Raw genomic sequence first — 16,571 nt, 5'->3', positions numbered from 1 at the left:
CCCGTAAATTTCCGAGCAAAAAACTTTGCTTACGTAAACGGGAACGTCTCAAGGCGGTCGTGTGCTGTTCTTCTTTGTGCTATTCATAAATCACTCCTTTATTTCATGCGTGGCTTTCTGCGAGCGCGGATAATAAGCACCGATACTGTCACTAAGCCAAAGACTCCGACTATGATAATCACAATCGCCCACAAGTTAAGCCTAAACGGTACGGTAAATTCGTAGACGGCTATGTTGCCGAGTTCGTCGGTAACGGTAAGCACGTAATTTCCGGGTTCGTCAAACGTTTGCCCAACGCGGCAATTTACCTCAACGCCGTCTTTGAGTAGCAACATTTTAACGTTCTCTTTGTCTATAGCCGAGATTTTGATTTTATTGCCGTCTTTTATGATAGTAACTACCGGCGGCACACAGTCCGTCGAAAGCGTAAGCTCATACGGTATGCCGCTGCAATCGAGCTTTACAACATAGACTCCGGTGTCTGTAAGGTTTATTACAGACGAGTCCGAAACGGCTACGCTCATTCCGTCTTTGGTCAAGCCTACTATGCGCGTACCGCTCGGCAGCGGCTGCGAAACCGTTTGCGCGTATTGCGGAACGATTATAAAAACACAAGAAACAGTATTGCCGAGAACGTCGGTGAGCGTAAGCTCATATTCGCCGGGGTCGGTAAACTTAGTTTGTGTATCGATTTCGGCGCCGTTGAGCTTAACGACAACAGTCAGCGGCTCGTCGGTATCGAGCGTGACTTTCGACGTCGTTACAGCTCCGTTCGGCACTGACAACGCGTAATCTACGGAAAGGTCTATAGAGAACGTAACCGTTACGCTGTTCCCGGCATAGTCCATTGCGGTTATGTAATAAATACCCGCTGCTGCAAATACCTCGTCATTTGCGACGTCGCGTATTTTATTTCCCTTGCTATCGGCAAGATACAAATAGTCGTAATCGCTTGCCGAAATCGATACCTCACTCTTTACCGCGCTGCCGTTCTCGGCTCCAACGAGCGATAACACGGGCGGCGTAATATCGATAACGATACTGATGACAACCGTATTACGGTAGTTGTCGGTAACGGTTATATCGTACCTACCCGCTTGCGTAAGCGTTCCACCGTTCTCCACGGTAAAGCCGTCCTCGTTTTCTACCTCAAACTTTTGCGTAGGCTCGTTTACCGTCAAGGTAATGGGCGTGTTCGCATACAAAACGCCGTTCACGTCGTTGTATTTTCCGCTCAAGGTGTAGTCAACCGAATTATCAAGCAACACGGTGAACTCGAGCGTATTCCCCACGTCGTCCTTTATCGTAAAATAGTACAGCGTTCCTTGAGTCAGCACAGTGTTCATGTTATATTTGGTAGCAGAGAGCGAACCGCCGCGTGCAGTATAGTAACGCACGCTCACTCCGGTTTCTTGCCACTTAATCGAGAACGATTTGTTTGTGGCGCCGTCGGACTGTATGACGTTGCCGTCGCTATCGGTTATTTCGAACTCGGGTAATATCGTATCGATTTCAAATCGGTATTCCACGAAAAGCGACAAGTCTTGCGCATTATGTAAAAACACAAGATATTCATGCGACGTCGTTTCGTCAGCTGTAATATTGTACGTAGTAATAGACGAACCGGTCTGAATGGTATAACCGTTGAACGGTTGACGTTCGCCGCCGGGCAACAGTATGTAAAGCTCCGCAACGTCGCCGCTGTCAAACGTAAACGACACGTTCTTATTGGTGCGCCCGCCGTCACTCACGCCCGCGAGCTTGCCGCTCGGTAAGCCTTTCAAGAAGAATATGGGCGGCAGTTCTATCATGCGGCGATAGTTATCCGTAACGGTCGCGCCGTATTTACCGCCAACGTTCAGAATGTACGTTAGCGTCGCCGCACTAATCGGCGTACCCTCACCGTCGGTCTCAAGCACCGTATGCGAACCGTCGTACTCGATTTTATAAAGCGTAATGCCGGTGATTACATTGTTGCGGTCACTCGTAACAAACGATATTTTGCACTCGGTCTTATCTGCGGCAAGCGAGCCGTGCGTCATAGTCGGCGCGTTGCCGGCAATGAACACGTCAAACGTAAGAGCGTTGAGCGAACGGTCGAACACCGTGACAGTATATTTGCCGCTCGTAAATTCGTCCGAGCCGAGTATAGGCAGCATATCGGACTGCGTAAAGTATCTAACCGTACTGCCCTTTTCGATTTTCAACGTAACGTACTCGTCGGCGTTATCCAAAAGCCCCTCAAAAGCAAGCGACAAGAAATAGAGCGTCTCATTTTGGGTATAGCCGTAATCGAGCACAAAACTTTTATCTCCGTCGCCGAAAGTCGCAGTGACGCGCGCCGTAGGCAGCTCCGCGTCCGAATAAATCAAATACTGCTCGATATTGCCGGCGACGTCGCGCTCCGTAATCAAGTAGTACCCTTGCTTGTAGTCTAAGCTCGCGCTCTGCAGTGTGGTACCGCGAGGTATCTCGAATTCTTTTTGTGTTGTTTCCTCTGCGTAGTCCCCCAAATATTTTGCCGTGACAGTATACGGCATTTCCGAAATGTAAGATATATTCGGCAACGCCCATAACATGTCGGGGCGAACAAAGTAACGCGGCATACTCTTTAACTCCAATAGATAATCGGGCAATGCGGGGCTATTGCGCGTAAGACTTTCGGGTTCGATATAGTATTTATCGTTCCCGTTGGTGCTCGCCGTCTGACGTGCGGATATATATCCTTTGGCGTATTTCTCCACTACGGCTTTTACGGCGCTTTCCGTATCGTATTTCTGCGCAACGCTCTCATTGCTCGCCGCGATATACATGTACCCGCCTTGCACCGGCGTCACACGGAACTCCCACTCGTTCGCCACGGCAAACGCAAGTGCTTTATCGTAGCTCTCAAAGCTGTAGCGCCCGGCGACGTCTTTGTTTTCCGTCGTGAAAATGCGCGCCGGCAGTGTAACTACGTACCACGCATTCAGCTTATAACTATCGCGTATCGACGTTATGTTGCCGAACGTATCCGTTTTGTAAACCGTTGCGGTGGCACTTGTAAAATTTCCGGCTCTATCCGTTATGCGGAACAAATAGGCTCCGTTTGCGCCACGCGGTTCAAAATCGTAAGGAACATAGCTGCCGTTCTCGTATAGCTCGATAGCGGCAATTCCGCTCAATGCGTCGGCGCCGGTTGCCGTAAACGTTGAGTTGATATACCGCTCGAACGCCAAGCCGTTAGACGAGAACGTAAGCGTCGGCGGCGTATTATCGATTATAACCGTTGCTTGAGCGGAATTGCCGGCACGGTCTTCGGCATTAAAGCTGTATGTTCCCTCTGCGGTAAATACGTTACCCGAAGTGTACGGGGTGCTTTCTACCGACGGCACTTTTGACTCGTCAAAAGACATAAACGAATATGTGACGCTAACCGGGCTTTCGTAGCGTTCGGTACGCCAAGACACAAACGAACTCCCGCGCGTTATCTGCGACATGCCGGTGGTTCCGTCGGCAAATGTAAGCGTCGGCGCTTTACGGTCTATAATAAATCGCACGTTCGACGTGTTGCCGACTTTATCAGTAGCCGTAACTGTATACTCTCCGTCAGCCTCGAGCAACATGCCGGACACGTACTCAACGTTACTTTTGGACTCACTTTCGCCTACGTAGGAATATACTGCAGTAACCTCGCTCTCCCACTCTGCATACGAGAACGTTACCGCGCCGCTCTCCGCTCCGTACTCGAACGGTCGAGATAATACCGGCGCCGAATTATCTACGTACAACGTAACGCTTGCGCTGTTGCCCGCCGCGTCACTTGCCGTTACCGTATATTTGCCCTCGGCGGTCAGTCGCATTCCGCTACTGTACGCGCGCGGGCTACTCGTACCGCTCGCGGTCGTGTGCGTATAAGTTGCGCTAATCGGACTTTCTGCGTCCGACGCGGAATAACTCGCATATACGCCCGTCTTTGAATATTGAGTGCTTGTGAAAACCGGCAATGAACGGTCTATGACGACAGTACAAGACCCGCTATTGCCCGCGGCGTCGGTGACGGTAATTACGTACCGCCCCTCTTGCGTAAGTTTGTCACCGCGATTATAATACTCGGCGGGCATTGTAACTACGCGCTTTGCCGCACTGTCGTAATAGGAATATACGTACGTAGCTTGCGTGTTAATCGGACTTTCGTTCGCCGTTGCCGTCGGGAACGAGAGCGTATATGAACTTGCGTTTGTGTACTTAACAAGCGGATTGCCCGACGCGTCATAGAAATCGCTTGAAAACTTCGGCGCCGTTTTATCGACGCAACCGGTTTTCTGCGTTTTATTGCCGCCCGTGTCCGTTACGGTAAATATATATTTACCCTCGTCGGATAGGCGCGATTTTTGTATGTATTCGCCCTTGTCTTCTCCGTTAAGCGTATAGGTTGCAAATGTGTACGAGGCGTCAGCCCATTCTGCGGATATATTAGTCTTCGAATACTCTGCGGAAAGTGTGACGTCGGGTTTCGCATAGTCCGTGCGAAACGATACTGTTATATCTCTGCTGTATCGATACGAACTGTTTGGCATTACGAAATGCGCCGTTTGGTCTACGCCGTGGCTCCAATTACCCGGCAAACAAACCGCTCCGAGCAAAAACTGAATATGAATAGTCCACGTGCTGCTATTCAATCCCGACGTCATGTTATCCAAACGATAAGTGCCTGGCTTGGGCTGTATCCCGAACCCCGTCGAAAAATCGGCGGGTCCCTCAAGCATCCATGACGTGTCCCCTATTGCGTCGCCGCTTTCGGGTTTCCATTGACTATCGTTGTAAGACACGTTGTCCGTAATGTTTGCTCTAACCGTAGAACCGCCGCTACGTTGCGCATAAAATGACATAGCAGTATAATTTCCCAACCCGCTACACGTACTGCGCCTAAGTTTATCACTACCGCTTTTGCCCGGCGCTCCCTCGCGGTGGAAAATGCGGTCGGTGTCATTCCAAATAAAAGACATTAACGTATTGTCTTTGGGCAAATCTCTTATCTCAAGAAATAACTGCGCACCGGTCGCGTCATAGTTGCCGCTTTTGTAATAGAACTTGCCGTCAGAGGATTGGTCGCTTTTCGGAACGTACCAACCGTTCGAGCGAGTTATATAAATATCGTACCATGAATGTGCTTTCATAGTAGTAGTTTTAACTGCCTGCTCCTCGCGGTAGCCGAGTCCGTTTACCCAACCGCCGAGCGTAGTCATGGTATGGCTCACGTCATGGTCGGGAATGTTTATATACAGTTTGTCCGTTGTCGTGTATGTAGTGGCGCTTGCCGCGGCGGCATAAACACATTCATGCTGTGTCGGAAGTATTAAAAACACAAGCGAGGATATTCCTATTGTCGCAAGTATTAGTACAGCTTTTAATAATTGTGCTTTAATCGATTTCCGTTTCATTTTCTATATCTCCTTGTTCGTTGACTTCGAGCGGCAACCTTGCCGCTATTTGCCGTATCATATTCTTGAGCTTTGCGCTTTCCGTATGCACCCAACGCAATCCTCGCGTTTTGGTGTAATCCATTATCGCCACGCAAGCGTCGATTATCTTTTCAACGTCATGCTCGAAAAATCCGGTCTCGAGCTTTATTCCAAGCATTTCGGGCACCTTGGCTTTGATTTTCAAAACCATTGGCAGTAGTCGTTCTTCGGCTGCGTCTAAAGGGTCATACGTCTCGGCTACTTGCCCACCGCTTTCGTCCGGCGGCTTAACGCCGCTCAATAGCTCCTCGATTAAACTTTGAGCTTGTGCGTTCTGCCGAGCAATAAACTCCTTGTTCTTGGTTATCCATGCGGCGCGAGCGCAAAAGTTATAGTAGTGAGCTTGCTCATTAAAAACGGCTGCCTCGGGCGAGTCAGGCGGTTCGCCCTCTACGGGGCTATAAATCTTGCGCGATTTGAATACGGGTTCATACTTTGCGCGTATTGGATTTTTACCAAACACAAGCACGATTGCGTTGCCCATGACCGGCGGGTCGTTTAGGTGTTCAAGTTCGCTCGGATAAATGAGCGGTACGCTCTCTGCGCTTGTATTCACGTTAAAATTCCCGCTGCCGTCGCCAAATCCTATGCGACGCTGTTTGGTCTTGCCGCACAGCTCGGAAAATTCGTTTATCGTGTTTTGGTCGGTACTGCCGATAAAGATTTTGATATTGCAGTTCGACTTAATAATGCCGGCAAGCTCTTTGCCGTATTTATTGTATAGCTGCCCGTAATCTTGAATAATCGGCACCATGAAAATGTTGCGGGAACGCCCGACAGTAATTATTTTATCAATGCTCGGAAACTTCGGTAGGTTGCCGAACTCGTCCATTATCACGTAAACGTTGCGCATAAGTTCCTCGTCTTTGGTCTCGCCGTTCTTGTAGTTCTTACGCGCTTTGTTTACAAGTACCTTATAAAGTTGCGTTATAAACAACGTTGCAAGAAAGTGTCTGTTCTCCTTTTCGTCCGGAATTTTGATAAATAGCGCCGTCGGCTGCTCGTCGAACGTATCGAGCGTAATATCGTTGCCGCTCGTAAGACGTCGTATGCCGGTATCGGCAAAGCCCAACATGTAGTTATTGACTTGCGAGAGATAGCTTGAGAGCTGCCTATCTTCAGACGCAAGTATCGGATTGGCAAGTCCGGCTATTCGACTATCGTCGCGCTCTGCTACAAGATACTCGGATAGCGTTGACAAGTCGCCTTTGGCAAAATCCGCTATATTGCGATAGAGCGTATGCAGATTAAATTCGTTTTCGTTACAACCGCCTATCAGCAAATCTTCCCACATAGCAAGCGCAAGAGCGAATATGAAATTCCGCGCACCTTGCTCCCACACCGGCTCCGTCTGTGACGAAATCGGACAAATCGTGTATATAATATCTTGAATATCAATGTATATCTCGTCTTTTAACGTTTGTATCAGAACTTGGCGCGCCGCGTCCGCTTGACTGTACGAGTCGTAGCTCTTACCCTCAAACACATACTTGCCGAGCTTGCCGTTAGCGGCATTTGCAAGCTCGAACGTATCGTGTATCTCTCCGTTGGCGTCTACGTATTTTCCGTTGCGCTGCTCGATTTGCATTTCACCGATTTGTTGGTTCTGCACCTCGTTTATTTTCCGTGTTTTTTCTATGACCGCCGCAAACGGGTTCCACCTTGCCGAACTGTACGGGTCGGCAACGTCAAGCACGAGAACGGTGTACCCTTGCTTTTGGAGTGTTGCCGCGTGATGACGGTACAGCTCGCCTTTCGGGTCGGTCACAACTATTCCCGGCTTAGTCTTGGTGCGGCAAAGTATTTGCACGGTGGGGTCAACGAACGCGCTTGTCTTACCGCTGCCGGTGGTTCCGATAACAAGCGTGTGTATCGGCTTAGAGAATACTACCGTTATGTCATTGCCTTGCTTAGCCGCATAAACCGGCACACCGTCTTTCACCTCGTGCAACTTACTATATGAGGTCAGCGTCATGTTATCGCTTTTCACAACTTCGGCGTTGGTGAGCCAATGTGTGTCCTCTATGTCGTTGACCTTGAGAACACGCTTACCCGATTGCATACTGCGCACGGCAAATACAATACCTATGCCCGCGAGCGCGCATAAGAATATAACCCATACGCGGTAATCGGAAAGCCCGGCAACGAGCGCCGATAACAATTCAAACGATTTACCGAAAGACAGCAAGCCGATAACTACGGCGACGGCAACCCACATAAAAACCGCCGCTACAGCCAATAGTGCTATCGTCACGCCGACGGGGCGTTTATTCGATTGTCTGCCCTTGTTCGCCAAAAAAATCAACTCCTATTATGCTTTTGCGAACTCTGCAGCTCGAACTCGATTTCGTGTTCTACACGTGCAAGCTCGCGTGTGAAATCCGCTTGAATACTTTTGTTGCCGCCACTCACCATTTGCATTGCACTCCGTATAACCTTTGCTCCGTGAGTGCGGCGACGTCGCGCTGCTGCTTTGTGCTGCTTGCACGTTGTCGGCTCCCCGCGAACGTCGGCTTTCGGTTTGTTGCGGAAATTTTTAACCATACCGAGTACGACGTTGCCGAGACGAGATTTATATTCTTCGGTCAAGCGTTTTACGTAATCGGATTTTGTGCCGGTTTCGGAAAGCGCTTTTCCGCGCCGCGCTATCTCGGACAACGCTTTTTTGTGAGCTTGCATTGCGTTAGTATTTCTACGTAGCAATAGCTGCACTACATTGTCTATGTCTTTGCGATACTCCGCAACGTTTTCGCTATTGTACTGTAGCCTACCCCTTTTCGGGAGTTTGTCTGCAAGCTCACATAACGAAACGTACAAGTCTCTGTCTGTCGGTACCACGTTCAGCCCGCGTATCCCGTTCACGGCAGCATTGCGATAATTATATAAATCGCGCTTGTGTTCGTCGAGGTAAGCTGTCGCGCTCATGCGGTACTCATTCAGAACGGCATTGTCTATCTTGCCTTTTGCGCGGTAGCCGACCTCACCGTTTTTGTTGCGGTATTTCGGCTCGCGTTCGTAGAACGTGAAATGCACGTGCTTGTTTTCGGTGTTGGAGTGCATTGCGCACAACAAAGCAACGTTGTTAGTGTCAAACCCGGCGTTCTTAAGGAACCCGCCGAACGTTTGCCGCATAAGCCGCTCTGCGTCCTCATACCCTATTAGCTTTGATTGTTCCGACGGAAAAGAAACCACTCCATGCCAAATGATACTTTTTGTTTTCCGCGCTGCCTCTCGCCACTCGTCAATTTCGCTTTGCGTCATGGCGCCGTTAAGCCCGAACGCGCCCAAGCTGTTAAACCTCGTAACGTACTCGCTTATATTGCGCGCCTCGTTTTTGTTCGGGAGACGGTTCGACAAATCCATGTTGAGCCTTTGTGCCGCTTGCTCTTGCAGTAGCTCATTGTCCGGACGCTCGACCTTTTCCCCGTCGGCAATATACTCCGTAACGTCTATTTCGTTGTGTGCGGCGTTGCACGAATAAAATCTGCGATTGCTTGCCCAGGTCGCTTTTTGCTTAGTACCCCACTGCCCCGACGGCGACGGTGGCGTGAACGTGCAAGAAAATACAACGGCATTTTTTGCGTTCATGAGTCACTCCTCTTTGTCATACCTATCAAGTCCTCTTTCAGTCCGGATACGAGTTCGGGCAAATCGCAAAGCGAACCGTCACGCAACGTTTCCGCGTTTACCGCCTCACCGTCGAGCTGCGCAACGGTAGCGTTAAACAAGCCCGCTATCATGGTTTCTTGTATAGCCATTTCAATAAACAAATCATCTATGACGCGGCGTAACTCTTTCATCTCCCGCCCAACGGACGGAGAATATGCCGGCGCCGGTGCCGACTCGGGATTGCCGGCTTTACCGAAAATGCGTGCGTACATTATGGGTACCCCTATATCGAGTGCCTCATTCAAAACAGCGCTGCGATTTCCTAACTTGACGGCAAGCTCATTCACGAGCGCCAAAGTGTCCGCATTATGTATGCGGAGCGTAATATCTGCAGCATTGAGATTGAATTTAGGTTTAGCCATGTACGTTAGCTCCTTTTCGTGTAATTAGGCGAAAATCGGTGTCCGATTTGTCGCATTTCAACGTGACCCTTTATGACCCATAAAGCAACGATTTGTGACCCATGATTTATATACGTAGTATATAGGGGCGTAAAATCGCGGCGAAAGGGTCACTTGCCTTATCCTGCTTGTTTGAAAACAAGGGTATTGCAGCAACAGAAAGCACAACAGCGGACAGTGTGGGAAATTTGGGGCGCGACCCGCGCTACGCGCGGGATTATAAGGTCAGATTTTAGTGAATATGCGCGCCGCAAGCGGCGCGAGTAAGAACACAAAAGAGAATGTTCTACGTCACCGCCCGCTATTGCCGGTACCGGTCGGCTTGCCGCTGTTCTTGTTTGCGTTGGATTTTGGAATGTAAGCTCTTGAGTCAATGCTTTTTTGTAAAGTCGAACACGCATTTTGAGCGGTTAGTTTCACGTATGCGTCGCCTTTTTCCGGACGGTATAAACCACTTGACCGAAAGACTCGCTCTACTTGAGCTGCGTCTCCACCGCTAAAGAACGCAATCATATTGCACAGCTTGAAATCGCTAACCGAGTGATTGCCGCAAATATCATTGCCGTTCCAAAGCGCCTCGAAATCGGCAGCCACTTTGCTTGCGCGGATTTTATCTATCAAAGCGTTATCGTCCATTCCGAGCGGTACACTCGGTGCGCTGTATTGGCTCACTTGCTTAAGGTTGGATTTTAGTAGTTCGGTGAGCGCTGCACTCGGTGGCGCAAGCTCGCTCGGTGCATTGCCATAAATATCACCGGTCATGCTCATAAACCGCACGTTGTCATAAGTTTCGAGATTGATATTGTCGTTTCGAGCGCGGTATCCGTCGGGGCGATTTCCGGCATAAAAGATATGCAATCCATGCCCGGATACGCTACGCTCAACGTATGTACCTTGAGCTGCGGTTAGAAACTTCTGCGCAAGCTCGCTTGGTTTTCCGTTCTCGTCTATGTGGTGGTCAAGGTCAATACACGTTATGCCGCTGCCACTCATAGCAAAAGCAAGTCCGTCAAGTTTGTACCGCTTTGCAAGTGCCACAGCTTTATCGAACGTTGCCCATGTTGTAGATTTGTCGGAATGCGCCCATTTCAGATACATGCTGCTCGATACCGCGCGCGGTTGGTTTGGCGTTAGGGGTGTTTTTTTCAATTCGTACTTTTGCTTTTTCTCGTTGAAAACCCAACTCGTTCGGAACGCCACCCAATTCGGCAACGCTTTCATGGCGTCCGGGATATTCTCGAGCTGCGTCTTAAAAGCGTTCGGTTTGGTCTGCGGCTTTGCATTTTCTTTTTGTGTTCTTACTTTCTGGTGTTCGCCGTAAAGCCGCTCATACGTCTGTCCAATTCGCTCTACCGTCTTGCTTATATCGTCGCGTTTATAACTACCGTAAAACACTCCTTGTGTATCAAGCATGCCCTTGATTTTGCTATCAAGCTCGAGGGATTGCTTTTCATCATGTACACGCCCTTCCGTTTGAAATTTTGAGTTTTCCGGTCGAGCAACTAACATATTGAAATTATCGAAACTGTCATGATAAGCTCGAATTTGCTTTTTATACTCGTCGTCGATTTTACCGTCGCCGTAAACCATACCCAACAAAACCGGGCTGTCTGTCACTATAATTTCCGCGCTATTACGTATGCGGTCAAAACGTCGATATTGCTCATCAGTTACTTTTCGTTGGTCGTCAAGCTCGTTGGTACGATTTTCAAGAACAAGCTCTTTTGCATATTCGCTTACGTACTCAACATTGTAGCCCGCTTTTTTTAATGCGGCGGTCAATTCAAGCGCAGCAGTAGTTTTCCCGCTCCCCGGACCCGCATAAAAGTTTACCATTAGCGGCTTTTTATGCTCCGGCTCGGGTGGAGCCTTTTCTTGCTCGGAAATGTCATGCGTTTCCCATGTGCCGATTACTACGTTCTTACCGTCTCGCTCTGCAACCCACGCACCGCTTGCGGCATTTTCTTTTTGTGTTTTCTCATCGGTGAATAACGCAGATTTGTTTGCGGCGCTATCATAAGTAGATTGTTTTTCTTTGCTAACCGTATTGACATCAACATATTTTTCACGAATATCAGCATAAATTTTGCTGCTGCGCTCCCAATACTCCAAGGCTTCTGATTTACTTTCAAATCGCGTGAGAAACTCTTGTCTATACTGCTCGTCGTAATTGTCTAATATTGCATTTAATCTTGCATTGTCTCCAATCGCCAATCTTCTCGACGAACACTCATCTATTTGTTCGCCGCGAGGAAAACAGTCTTTCAAGCAATACCATGTGTCGTTTGCTTTGTCATGTAAAATACTGAAACCGGGATATTCCGCCATATCTTTTATTGCGCCTTGACCGACTACAGCATAATTCTGTATAGCTTCAACTGTTACAATAGGTGATAATGCATATTTTGTTTGTGCGCGTTGGCGTTCGTAATCGCAAACATAATCAGTTGCTCTCGAAGCGTCGAACATCGCGTCGATAAGTGTTTGCGGGTTATCACGTATAAGCCGCGCCCACGAACGCACGTATTCGGCGCTGTTCTCGATAGTGCGGTCTGAATAGACAAGTCCAAACTCGGCAGCGACAAGCACGCTCGATATTTCCGCAACGAGTTCCTCTCGAGCATACGCTGTAGAACCGAACCTACCGCCCTCTCGATTAAGCCGTGAACTATGCCCGGTACTGTGTGCCATTTCATGTAGTGCGGTGTTATAGAAAAACTCGTCGGATTTGAACGCTGTACGTTCGGTCAAGTGTATCTCATCAGACGCCGGGCTGTAATAATTGCGTCCGTTTCCGTCATAAGAAATCGGTGCTTGACTGCCGGCAATCACTTGTTCGATAAGCTCGTTACGTGCGGAAATGTCGGCGGGCGTCAATTCCGGCGCTTTGTACGGCTCTATGCCCACGACGTCACTTGCGTTAAAAACATAGTAGCTGCGCGCGAACGTTTGCAGGTTTTGACGCTTAAACTCTTGCCGCTCCATAAAGGTCATGTCTTTTATCTCCTCGCGGATTGCCTCAAGGTCTGCCTCTTTCTTGGTGCGACGGTCAATGATTTTATACAATTCGATTGGCACGCCCTTAGCTCCCTTTTTAACCTTGTAGCCGGCGTCGGTAGCTTGGTTAAACGTAAGCCAACGCGGGTCAGACTTATACGCAAGCATTAAGTTCAGAGCGTTCATGCCGCGATATTGGGCGCCGGAAACGGCGTTAAAAGGTTTGACGCGAACTCCTTGCATACCGTCGTCCCATGGTATAGCTCCCTCATCAAGACGAGAAAGAACACGGTCAACAAGTGCTTGGCGCGCTTTGCTTAGTTGCTTTTGTTCTTGCAGTTGTTCTATCTGCGTTTTTATCTTTGTGTTATTGGCATTTATGCGTGCTTTATTATACAAACTGTATTGTACGCCGATATTACGGTCACCGAGCAAATTCCCGTCAGAGTCATAGTCATACTCCTTGCCCCAAAATTCACCCTCTCCGTCATAAGTGGATACTGCTAAATCAAAGCTAATTCGTTTAGCTAATCTGCCTTGTTCGTCATACTCCTTAAAACTGCCGCTGCCGTCACTATAATAGCAATACGTTTGTCTATTGTTTTCGTCATACTGAAAGAAATTTTCGCCGTCATCATCACGGGAATATATGACATTGCCGTGGGCGTCTTTCTTTTCAATTTCACTCATTACTGCACCTCTCTAAAATAGACTACTATCTCTCTGCTTTGGGCGTATGTCCCTCTTGATTTCCACAGTTAGGGCATTTACCGGTAATTAGAATAGGAATCCATTCATAACCACATTTACCACATACCATTGGTTTACAAGCAATTTGATTGACTCTCAACAAGCCAAGCTCAACAAGTGACATTCTGCCAAACTGTCCATTGCGCTTTCTTTGATTGAACCTCATCACTGCACCTCAAAGTCATCAGACGGTTTCCCATACGTACCGTCATCAACGTTGCCGAGAACGTCGTCGAGCGATATTTGCCCGTCAAGAGTAGTTTGGTTGGTCTCATTTTCTTTTTTTGTGTTCTTCATCTCGTCGCTCCTTTGTCGCGTTGATTTGAACGCGGCGAAATTCCGCTTTGTATAAGTTCGGTCATTGCTTGCAACTCGCGCGGCTCGTATGCAACAAGTATGCTGTACAGCTCCGCGCTCACCTTATCCAACCGTTCCAGTGTAAGTCCGTGCTTGGCTGCAATCGATTTGAAATTTTCGTCCATAATCGATTATCGCCCCGCATTGCCGGTCGTCTTACCGTTTCCGGCAGCTTGTTCGGACGTTGCCGCCTTGCCCGCTTTGGCGAACTTATCCATAAAGCCGATTTCGGCATTTACTATGCGTAGCTTGGCACATTTACCCCCGTCGTTTTTTTGGTAAGTATTCAAATCGAGTTCGCCTTTTACGGTAAGCAAGCTGCCTTTGCCGATAGCCGACGATATAGACTCGGCGTACTTGTCCCAAACTTCCACGTCTACGTATGACGTTTTTTCATTGCCGTGATTGAGCGCAAGAGGAATTCTCGCTACTTTATGCCCGGACTTTGTTTCCTCGAGTTCAATATCTTGAGTAACTCTGCCTACCGCGACAATCGATTGCACGCTTGTGTTTTGACTGCCCAACGCATGAACGTCGGCATTAGCGATAGTCAAAGCCACACCGCTATCAGAGTTACGCTCGTACTTTTTCGCCTCTAATTGTCCTTGCACAAGTACCGTCTCGCCGTTCTTGAGCTTAGACAAGTTTTCTTGCTGCGCTGCACTCCATGTGCTGACTTCATAGAACGTCGGCACCATGAGAACCCCACCGTCGGGTTGCTTTACTTGCTTAACTGCACTGACAGTCATATTGCCGACTTTCTTGTTTCCGTTGGCTGTAGAAACCTCTTTTACCTCAAGCGGTTTCGTTATCTTGCCTACGATAACTACATTGCTACTGTTGTTCATATTTGCTCTCCCTATGAGTTTATTTTCGCATAGGGGCTTTTCTCAAATGAAAAAAGCCCATTGGTATTGCTGTTACCAATGAGCTGCTAATTTTCCTTATAAAGAAAAAACCCAGATAGCCTGCATTCTATCTGGGATTTATCTGTTGACGTCCAAAATCGTTGTTCGTATACAACATGCTTTGGAGCGTTGGCGGAGAAGGCGGGATTTGAACCCGCGCACCAGTGTTATCCGGTCTACTCCCTTAGCAGGGGAGCCCCTTGAGCCTCTTGGGTACTTCTCCACAACGTAACTAAAATTATACCAAACATAGCCGCGGCAGTCAAGCAAATTGAGTTTGATTTACAAAAATTCACGCGGCAAAAGTATCTTATCTGTGCGTACGTTTTTCCACTCGAATATGGTGATAAGTTCTTGCAAGCTTGACGGGCGGTTTTTGGACAAAATGCCCGCCGCGTGGGCGAGCGCACCGAGTATTTCTTCGGTACGAAACTTGTTAAAAAGTTTTGTCGCGCCGTCGCCCTCGCTCTTGGAGAGTTTGCGCCCCTCAAAGTCGCACACAAGCGGTATGTGATAATATTTAGGCGCGGAATAACCGAGCAACTCCATAAGCCAAAGTTGCCGAGGAGTACTCGAAATCAAGTCTATTCCCCGCACAACCTCAGTTACGCCGCTTTCGCAATCGTCTACCGCAACCGCAAGCTGATATGCGTACACGCCGTCGCCGCGCCGCAAAATGAAATCGCCGCATTCGGTTGCTAAATTTTGGGAATACTCCCCTGCCGCACCGTCGGTAAAACTAATTACCCTGTTCGGCACTTCGATGCGCAAGCACGGAGTCTTTTTTTTGAGCAACAGTTCGGTTTCTTTTTCGGACAAATCTTTGCACCTGCCCGAATATACCACCCCGCCGTCGCTCAAACGAGGAGCTTGAGCCGCCAGCAACTGCGCACGCGAACAAAAGCAAGGATATATTCGCGCCTTACGCCGCAGAATGCCCTCTGCCGCACGATAAGCGTCCGTTCGTTTACTTTGCCACACCTCCGACTCGTCGCTCTCAAGCCCCAACGCTCCGAGCATATCGAGCATATTTTGCGCCGACGACGCGGGACAACGCGCGGCGTCGAGGTCCTCTATACGCACAATGAATTTGCCGCCCTTAGACTTAGCGGAAAGATACGCCAAAAGTGCGCAAAGGATATTTCCCGCGTGCAATTCTCCGCTCGGAGTGGGCGCAAACCGTCCGCAAACGCTCATTTACTCAAGCCCCAATAAATAATCGGAGCTAACATTGAAATATTTTGCAAGAGCTATAATGGCTAATGCACCGGGCACACGCTTACCCACCTCCCACGTAGCAATAGCAGATTGAGTAAGTCCGGTTTCTTTTGCTAATTGTGCTTGCGAAAGTTTTTTTTCAATTCTCAATTCTTTCAAGCGTTCTATAAAAGTTTCCATATGATAATTTTACTACAAATGTAGTTAAAAGTCTTGACTAACGACTATAGTATTTGAGGCGATTTTTTCTTATGCAGGAGATTGCCACGCGGCTGCGCCGCTCGCAATGACATTTTTTGTGTGCCGCTCGCAAAAACAAAGTTTAGAGCACGTCATTGCGAGGAACTTTAGTTCCGAAGCAATCTCAGGCATAAGAAAGGTGCAGATGCTGTACTTGTTTAATGCAAGAGATTGCCACGCGGCTGCGCCGCTCGCAATGACATTCTTTGTGTGCCGCTCGCAAAAACAAAGTTTAGAGCACGTCATTGCGAGGAACTTTAGTTCCGAAGCAATCTCAGGCATAAGAAAAGTGCAGATACTGTACTTGTTTAATGCAAGAGATTGCCATGCGGCTGCGCCGCTCGCAATGACATTATTTGTGCGCCGCTCGCAAAAACAAAGTTTAGAGCACGTCATTGCGAGGAACTTTAGTTCCGAAGCAATCTCAGGCATAAGAAAGGTATACACACAAACAAAAAAGCACTGTAGCGATACAGTGCTTTTTAATGAAATGCGGCAATTACCTACTCTCCCGACTCGTTGCCAAG

At 48.5% G+C, this 16,571-nt stretch carries 11 protein-coding genes and 1 tRNA gene; 1 reads left to right on the top strand and 11 read right to left on the bottom strand.

Annotated features, from left to right (window positions below; translation table 11 throughout):
- Positions 1-98: 98 nt before the first annotated feature.
- The 11 genes from NFR55_RS05775 to NFR55_RS05730 form a co-directional block, all read right to left on the bottom strand.
- Positions 99-5,348 (bottom strand): hypothetical protein, encoded by a 5,250-nt coding sequence (locus NFR55_RS05775; protein ID WP_251547225.1) that lies wholly within the window; start codon positions 5,346-5,348, stop codon positions 99-101.
- A 55-nt stretch (positions 5,349-5,403) separates the two neighbouring features.
- Positions 5,404-7,800, bottom strand: a complete 2,397-nt coding sequence (locus NFR55_RS05770) for a type IV secretory system conjugative DNA transfer family protein (protein ID WP_251547223.1) — start codon at positions 7,798-7,800, stop codon at positions 5,404-5,406.
- Positions 7,801-7,805: 5 nt separating this feature from the next.
- Entirely contained in the window at positions 7,806-9,092 is a 1,287-nt protein-coding gene (gene mobL / locus NFR55_RS05765) for a relaxase MobL (protein ID WP_251547221.1), read from the bottom strand.
- The gene (locus tag NFR55_RS05760; protein ID WP_251547219.1) at positions 9,089-9,535 is read right to left on the bottom strand and encodes a hypothetical protein; all 447 of its coding nucleotides are present in this window, start codon (positions 9,533-9,535) and stop codon (positions 9,089-9,091) included. Before NFR55_RS05760 ends, mobL begins: the two co-directional genes overlap by 4 nt.
- Positions 9,536-9,865: 330 nt before the next feature.
- Positions 9,866-13,261, bottom strand: a complete 3,396-nt coding sequence (locus NFR55_RS05755) for a phage NrS-1 polymerase family protein (protein WP_251547217.1) — start codon at positions 13,259-13,261, stop codon at positions 9,866-9,868.
- A 225-nt stretch (positions 13,262-13,486) separates the two neighbouring features.
- Positions 13,487-13,618: a hypothetical protein gene (locus NFR55_RS10510; RefSeq protein WP_275556912.1), complete on the bottom strand. Its 132-nt coding sequence runs from the start codon at positions 13,616-13,618 to the stop codon at positions 13,487-13,489.
- A complete protein-coding gene (locus NFR55_RS05750) occupies positions 13,615-13,803 on the bottom strand; it encodes a hypothetical protein (protein ID WP_251547215.1) in 189 nt (62 codons plus the stop codon). The genes NFR55_RS10510 and NFR55_RS05750 overlap by 4 nt, the downstream gene beginning before the upstream one ends.
- Before the next feature lie 6 nt (positions 13,804-13,809).
- Positions 13,810-14,526, bottom strand: coding sequence for a single-stranded DNA-binding protein (ssb, locus tag NFR55_RS05745; RefSeq protein WP_251547213.1), 717 nt, complete (start codon positions 14,524-14,526; stop codon positions 13,810-13,812).
- A gap of 190 nt (positions 14,527-14,716) precedes the next feature.
- Positions 14,717-14,809, bottom strand: a tRNA-Ser gene (locus NFR55_RS05740).
- Positions 14,810-14,868: 59 nt separating this feature from the next.
- Positions 14,869-15,783: a tRNA glutamyl-Q(34) synthetase GluQRS gene (gluQRS, locus tag NFR55_RS05735; protein WP_251547211.1), complete on the bottom strand. Its 915-nt coding sequence runs from the start codon at positions 15,781-15,783 to the stop codon at positions 14,869-14,871.
- The gene (locus NFR55_RS05730; protein ID WP_251547209.1) at positions 15,784-15,984 is read right to left on the bottom strand and encodes a helix-turn-helix domain-containing protein; all 201 of its coding nucleotides are present in this window, start codon (positions 15,982-15,984) and stop codon (positions 15,784-15,786) included.
- Between the two features lie 106 nt (positions 15,985-16,090).
- Here NFR55_RS05730 and NFR55_RS05725 point away from each other — a divergent pair.
- On the top strand, positions 16,091-16,571 hold a 481-nt coding region (locus tag NFR55_RS05725; RefSeq protein ID WP_251547207.1), incomplete at its 3' end, for a hypothetical protein.

Source organism: Pumilibacter intestinalis (genome assembly GCF_943193005.1).
Lineage (GTDB): Bacteria > Bacillota > Clostridia > Christensenellales > Pumilibacteraceae > Pumilibacter > Pumilibacter intestinalis.
This window is presented reverse-complemented; position numbering and strand designations above follow the sequence as displayed.

Excerpts from the sequence above, each read along its gene's own strand:
- mobL (WP_251547221.1), bottom strand. The coding sequence starts at position 9,092 with ATGAACGCAAAAAATGCCGTTGTATTTTCTTGCACGTTCACGCCACCG.
- NFR55_RS05760 (WP_251547219.1), bottom strand. The coding sequence starts at position 9,535 with ATGGCTAAACCTAAATTCAATCTCAATGCTGCAGATATTACGCTCCGC.
- NFR55_RS05755 (WP_251547217.1), bottom strand. The coding sequence starts at position 13,261 with ATGAGTGAAATTGAAAAGAAAGACGCCCACGGCAATGTCATATATTCC.
- NFR55_RS10510 (WP_275556912.1), bottom strand. The coding sequence starts at position 13,618 with ATGAAGAACACAAAAAAAGAAAATGAGACCAACCAAACTACTCTTGAC.
- NFR55_RS05750 (WP_251547215.1), bottom strand. The coding sequence starts at position 13,803 with ATGGACGAAAATTTCAAATCGATTGCAGCCAAGCACGGACTTACACTG.
- ssb (WP_251547213.1), bottom strand. The coding sequence starts at position 14,526 with ATGAACAACAGTAGCAATGTAGTTATCGTAGGCAAGATAACGAAACCG.
- gluQRS (WP_251547211.1), bottom strand. The coding sequence starts at position 15,783 with ATGAGCGTTTGCGGACGGTTTGCGCCCACTCCGAGCGGAGAATTGCAC.
- NFR55_RS05730 (WP_251547209.1), bottom strand. The coding sequence starts at position 15,984 with ATGGAAACTTTTATAGAACGCTTGAAAGAATTGAGAATTGAAAAAAAA.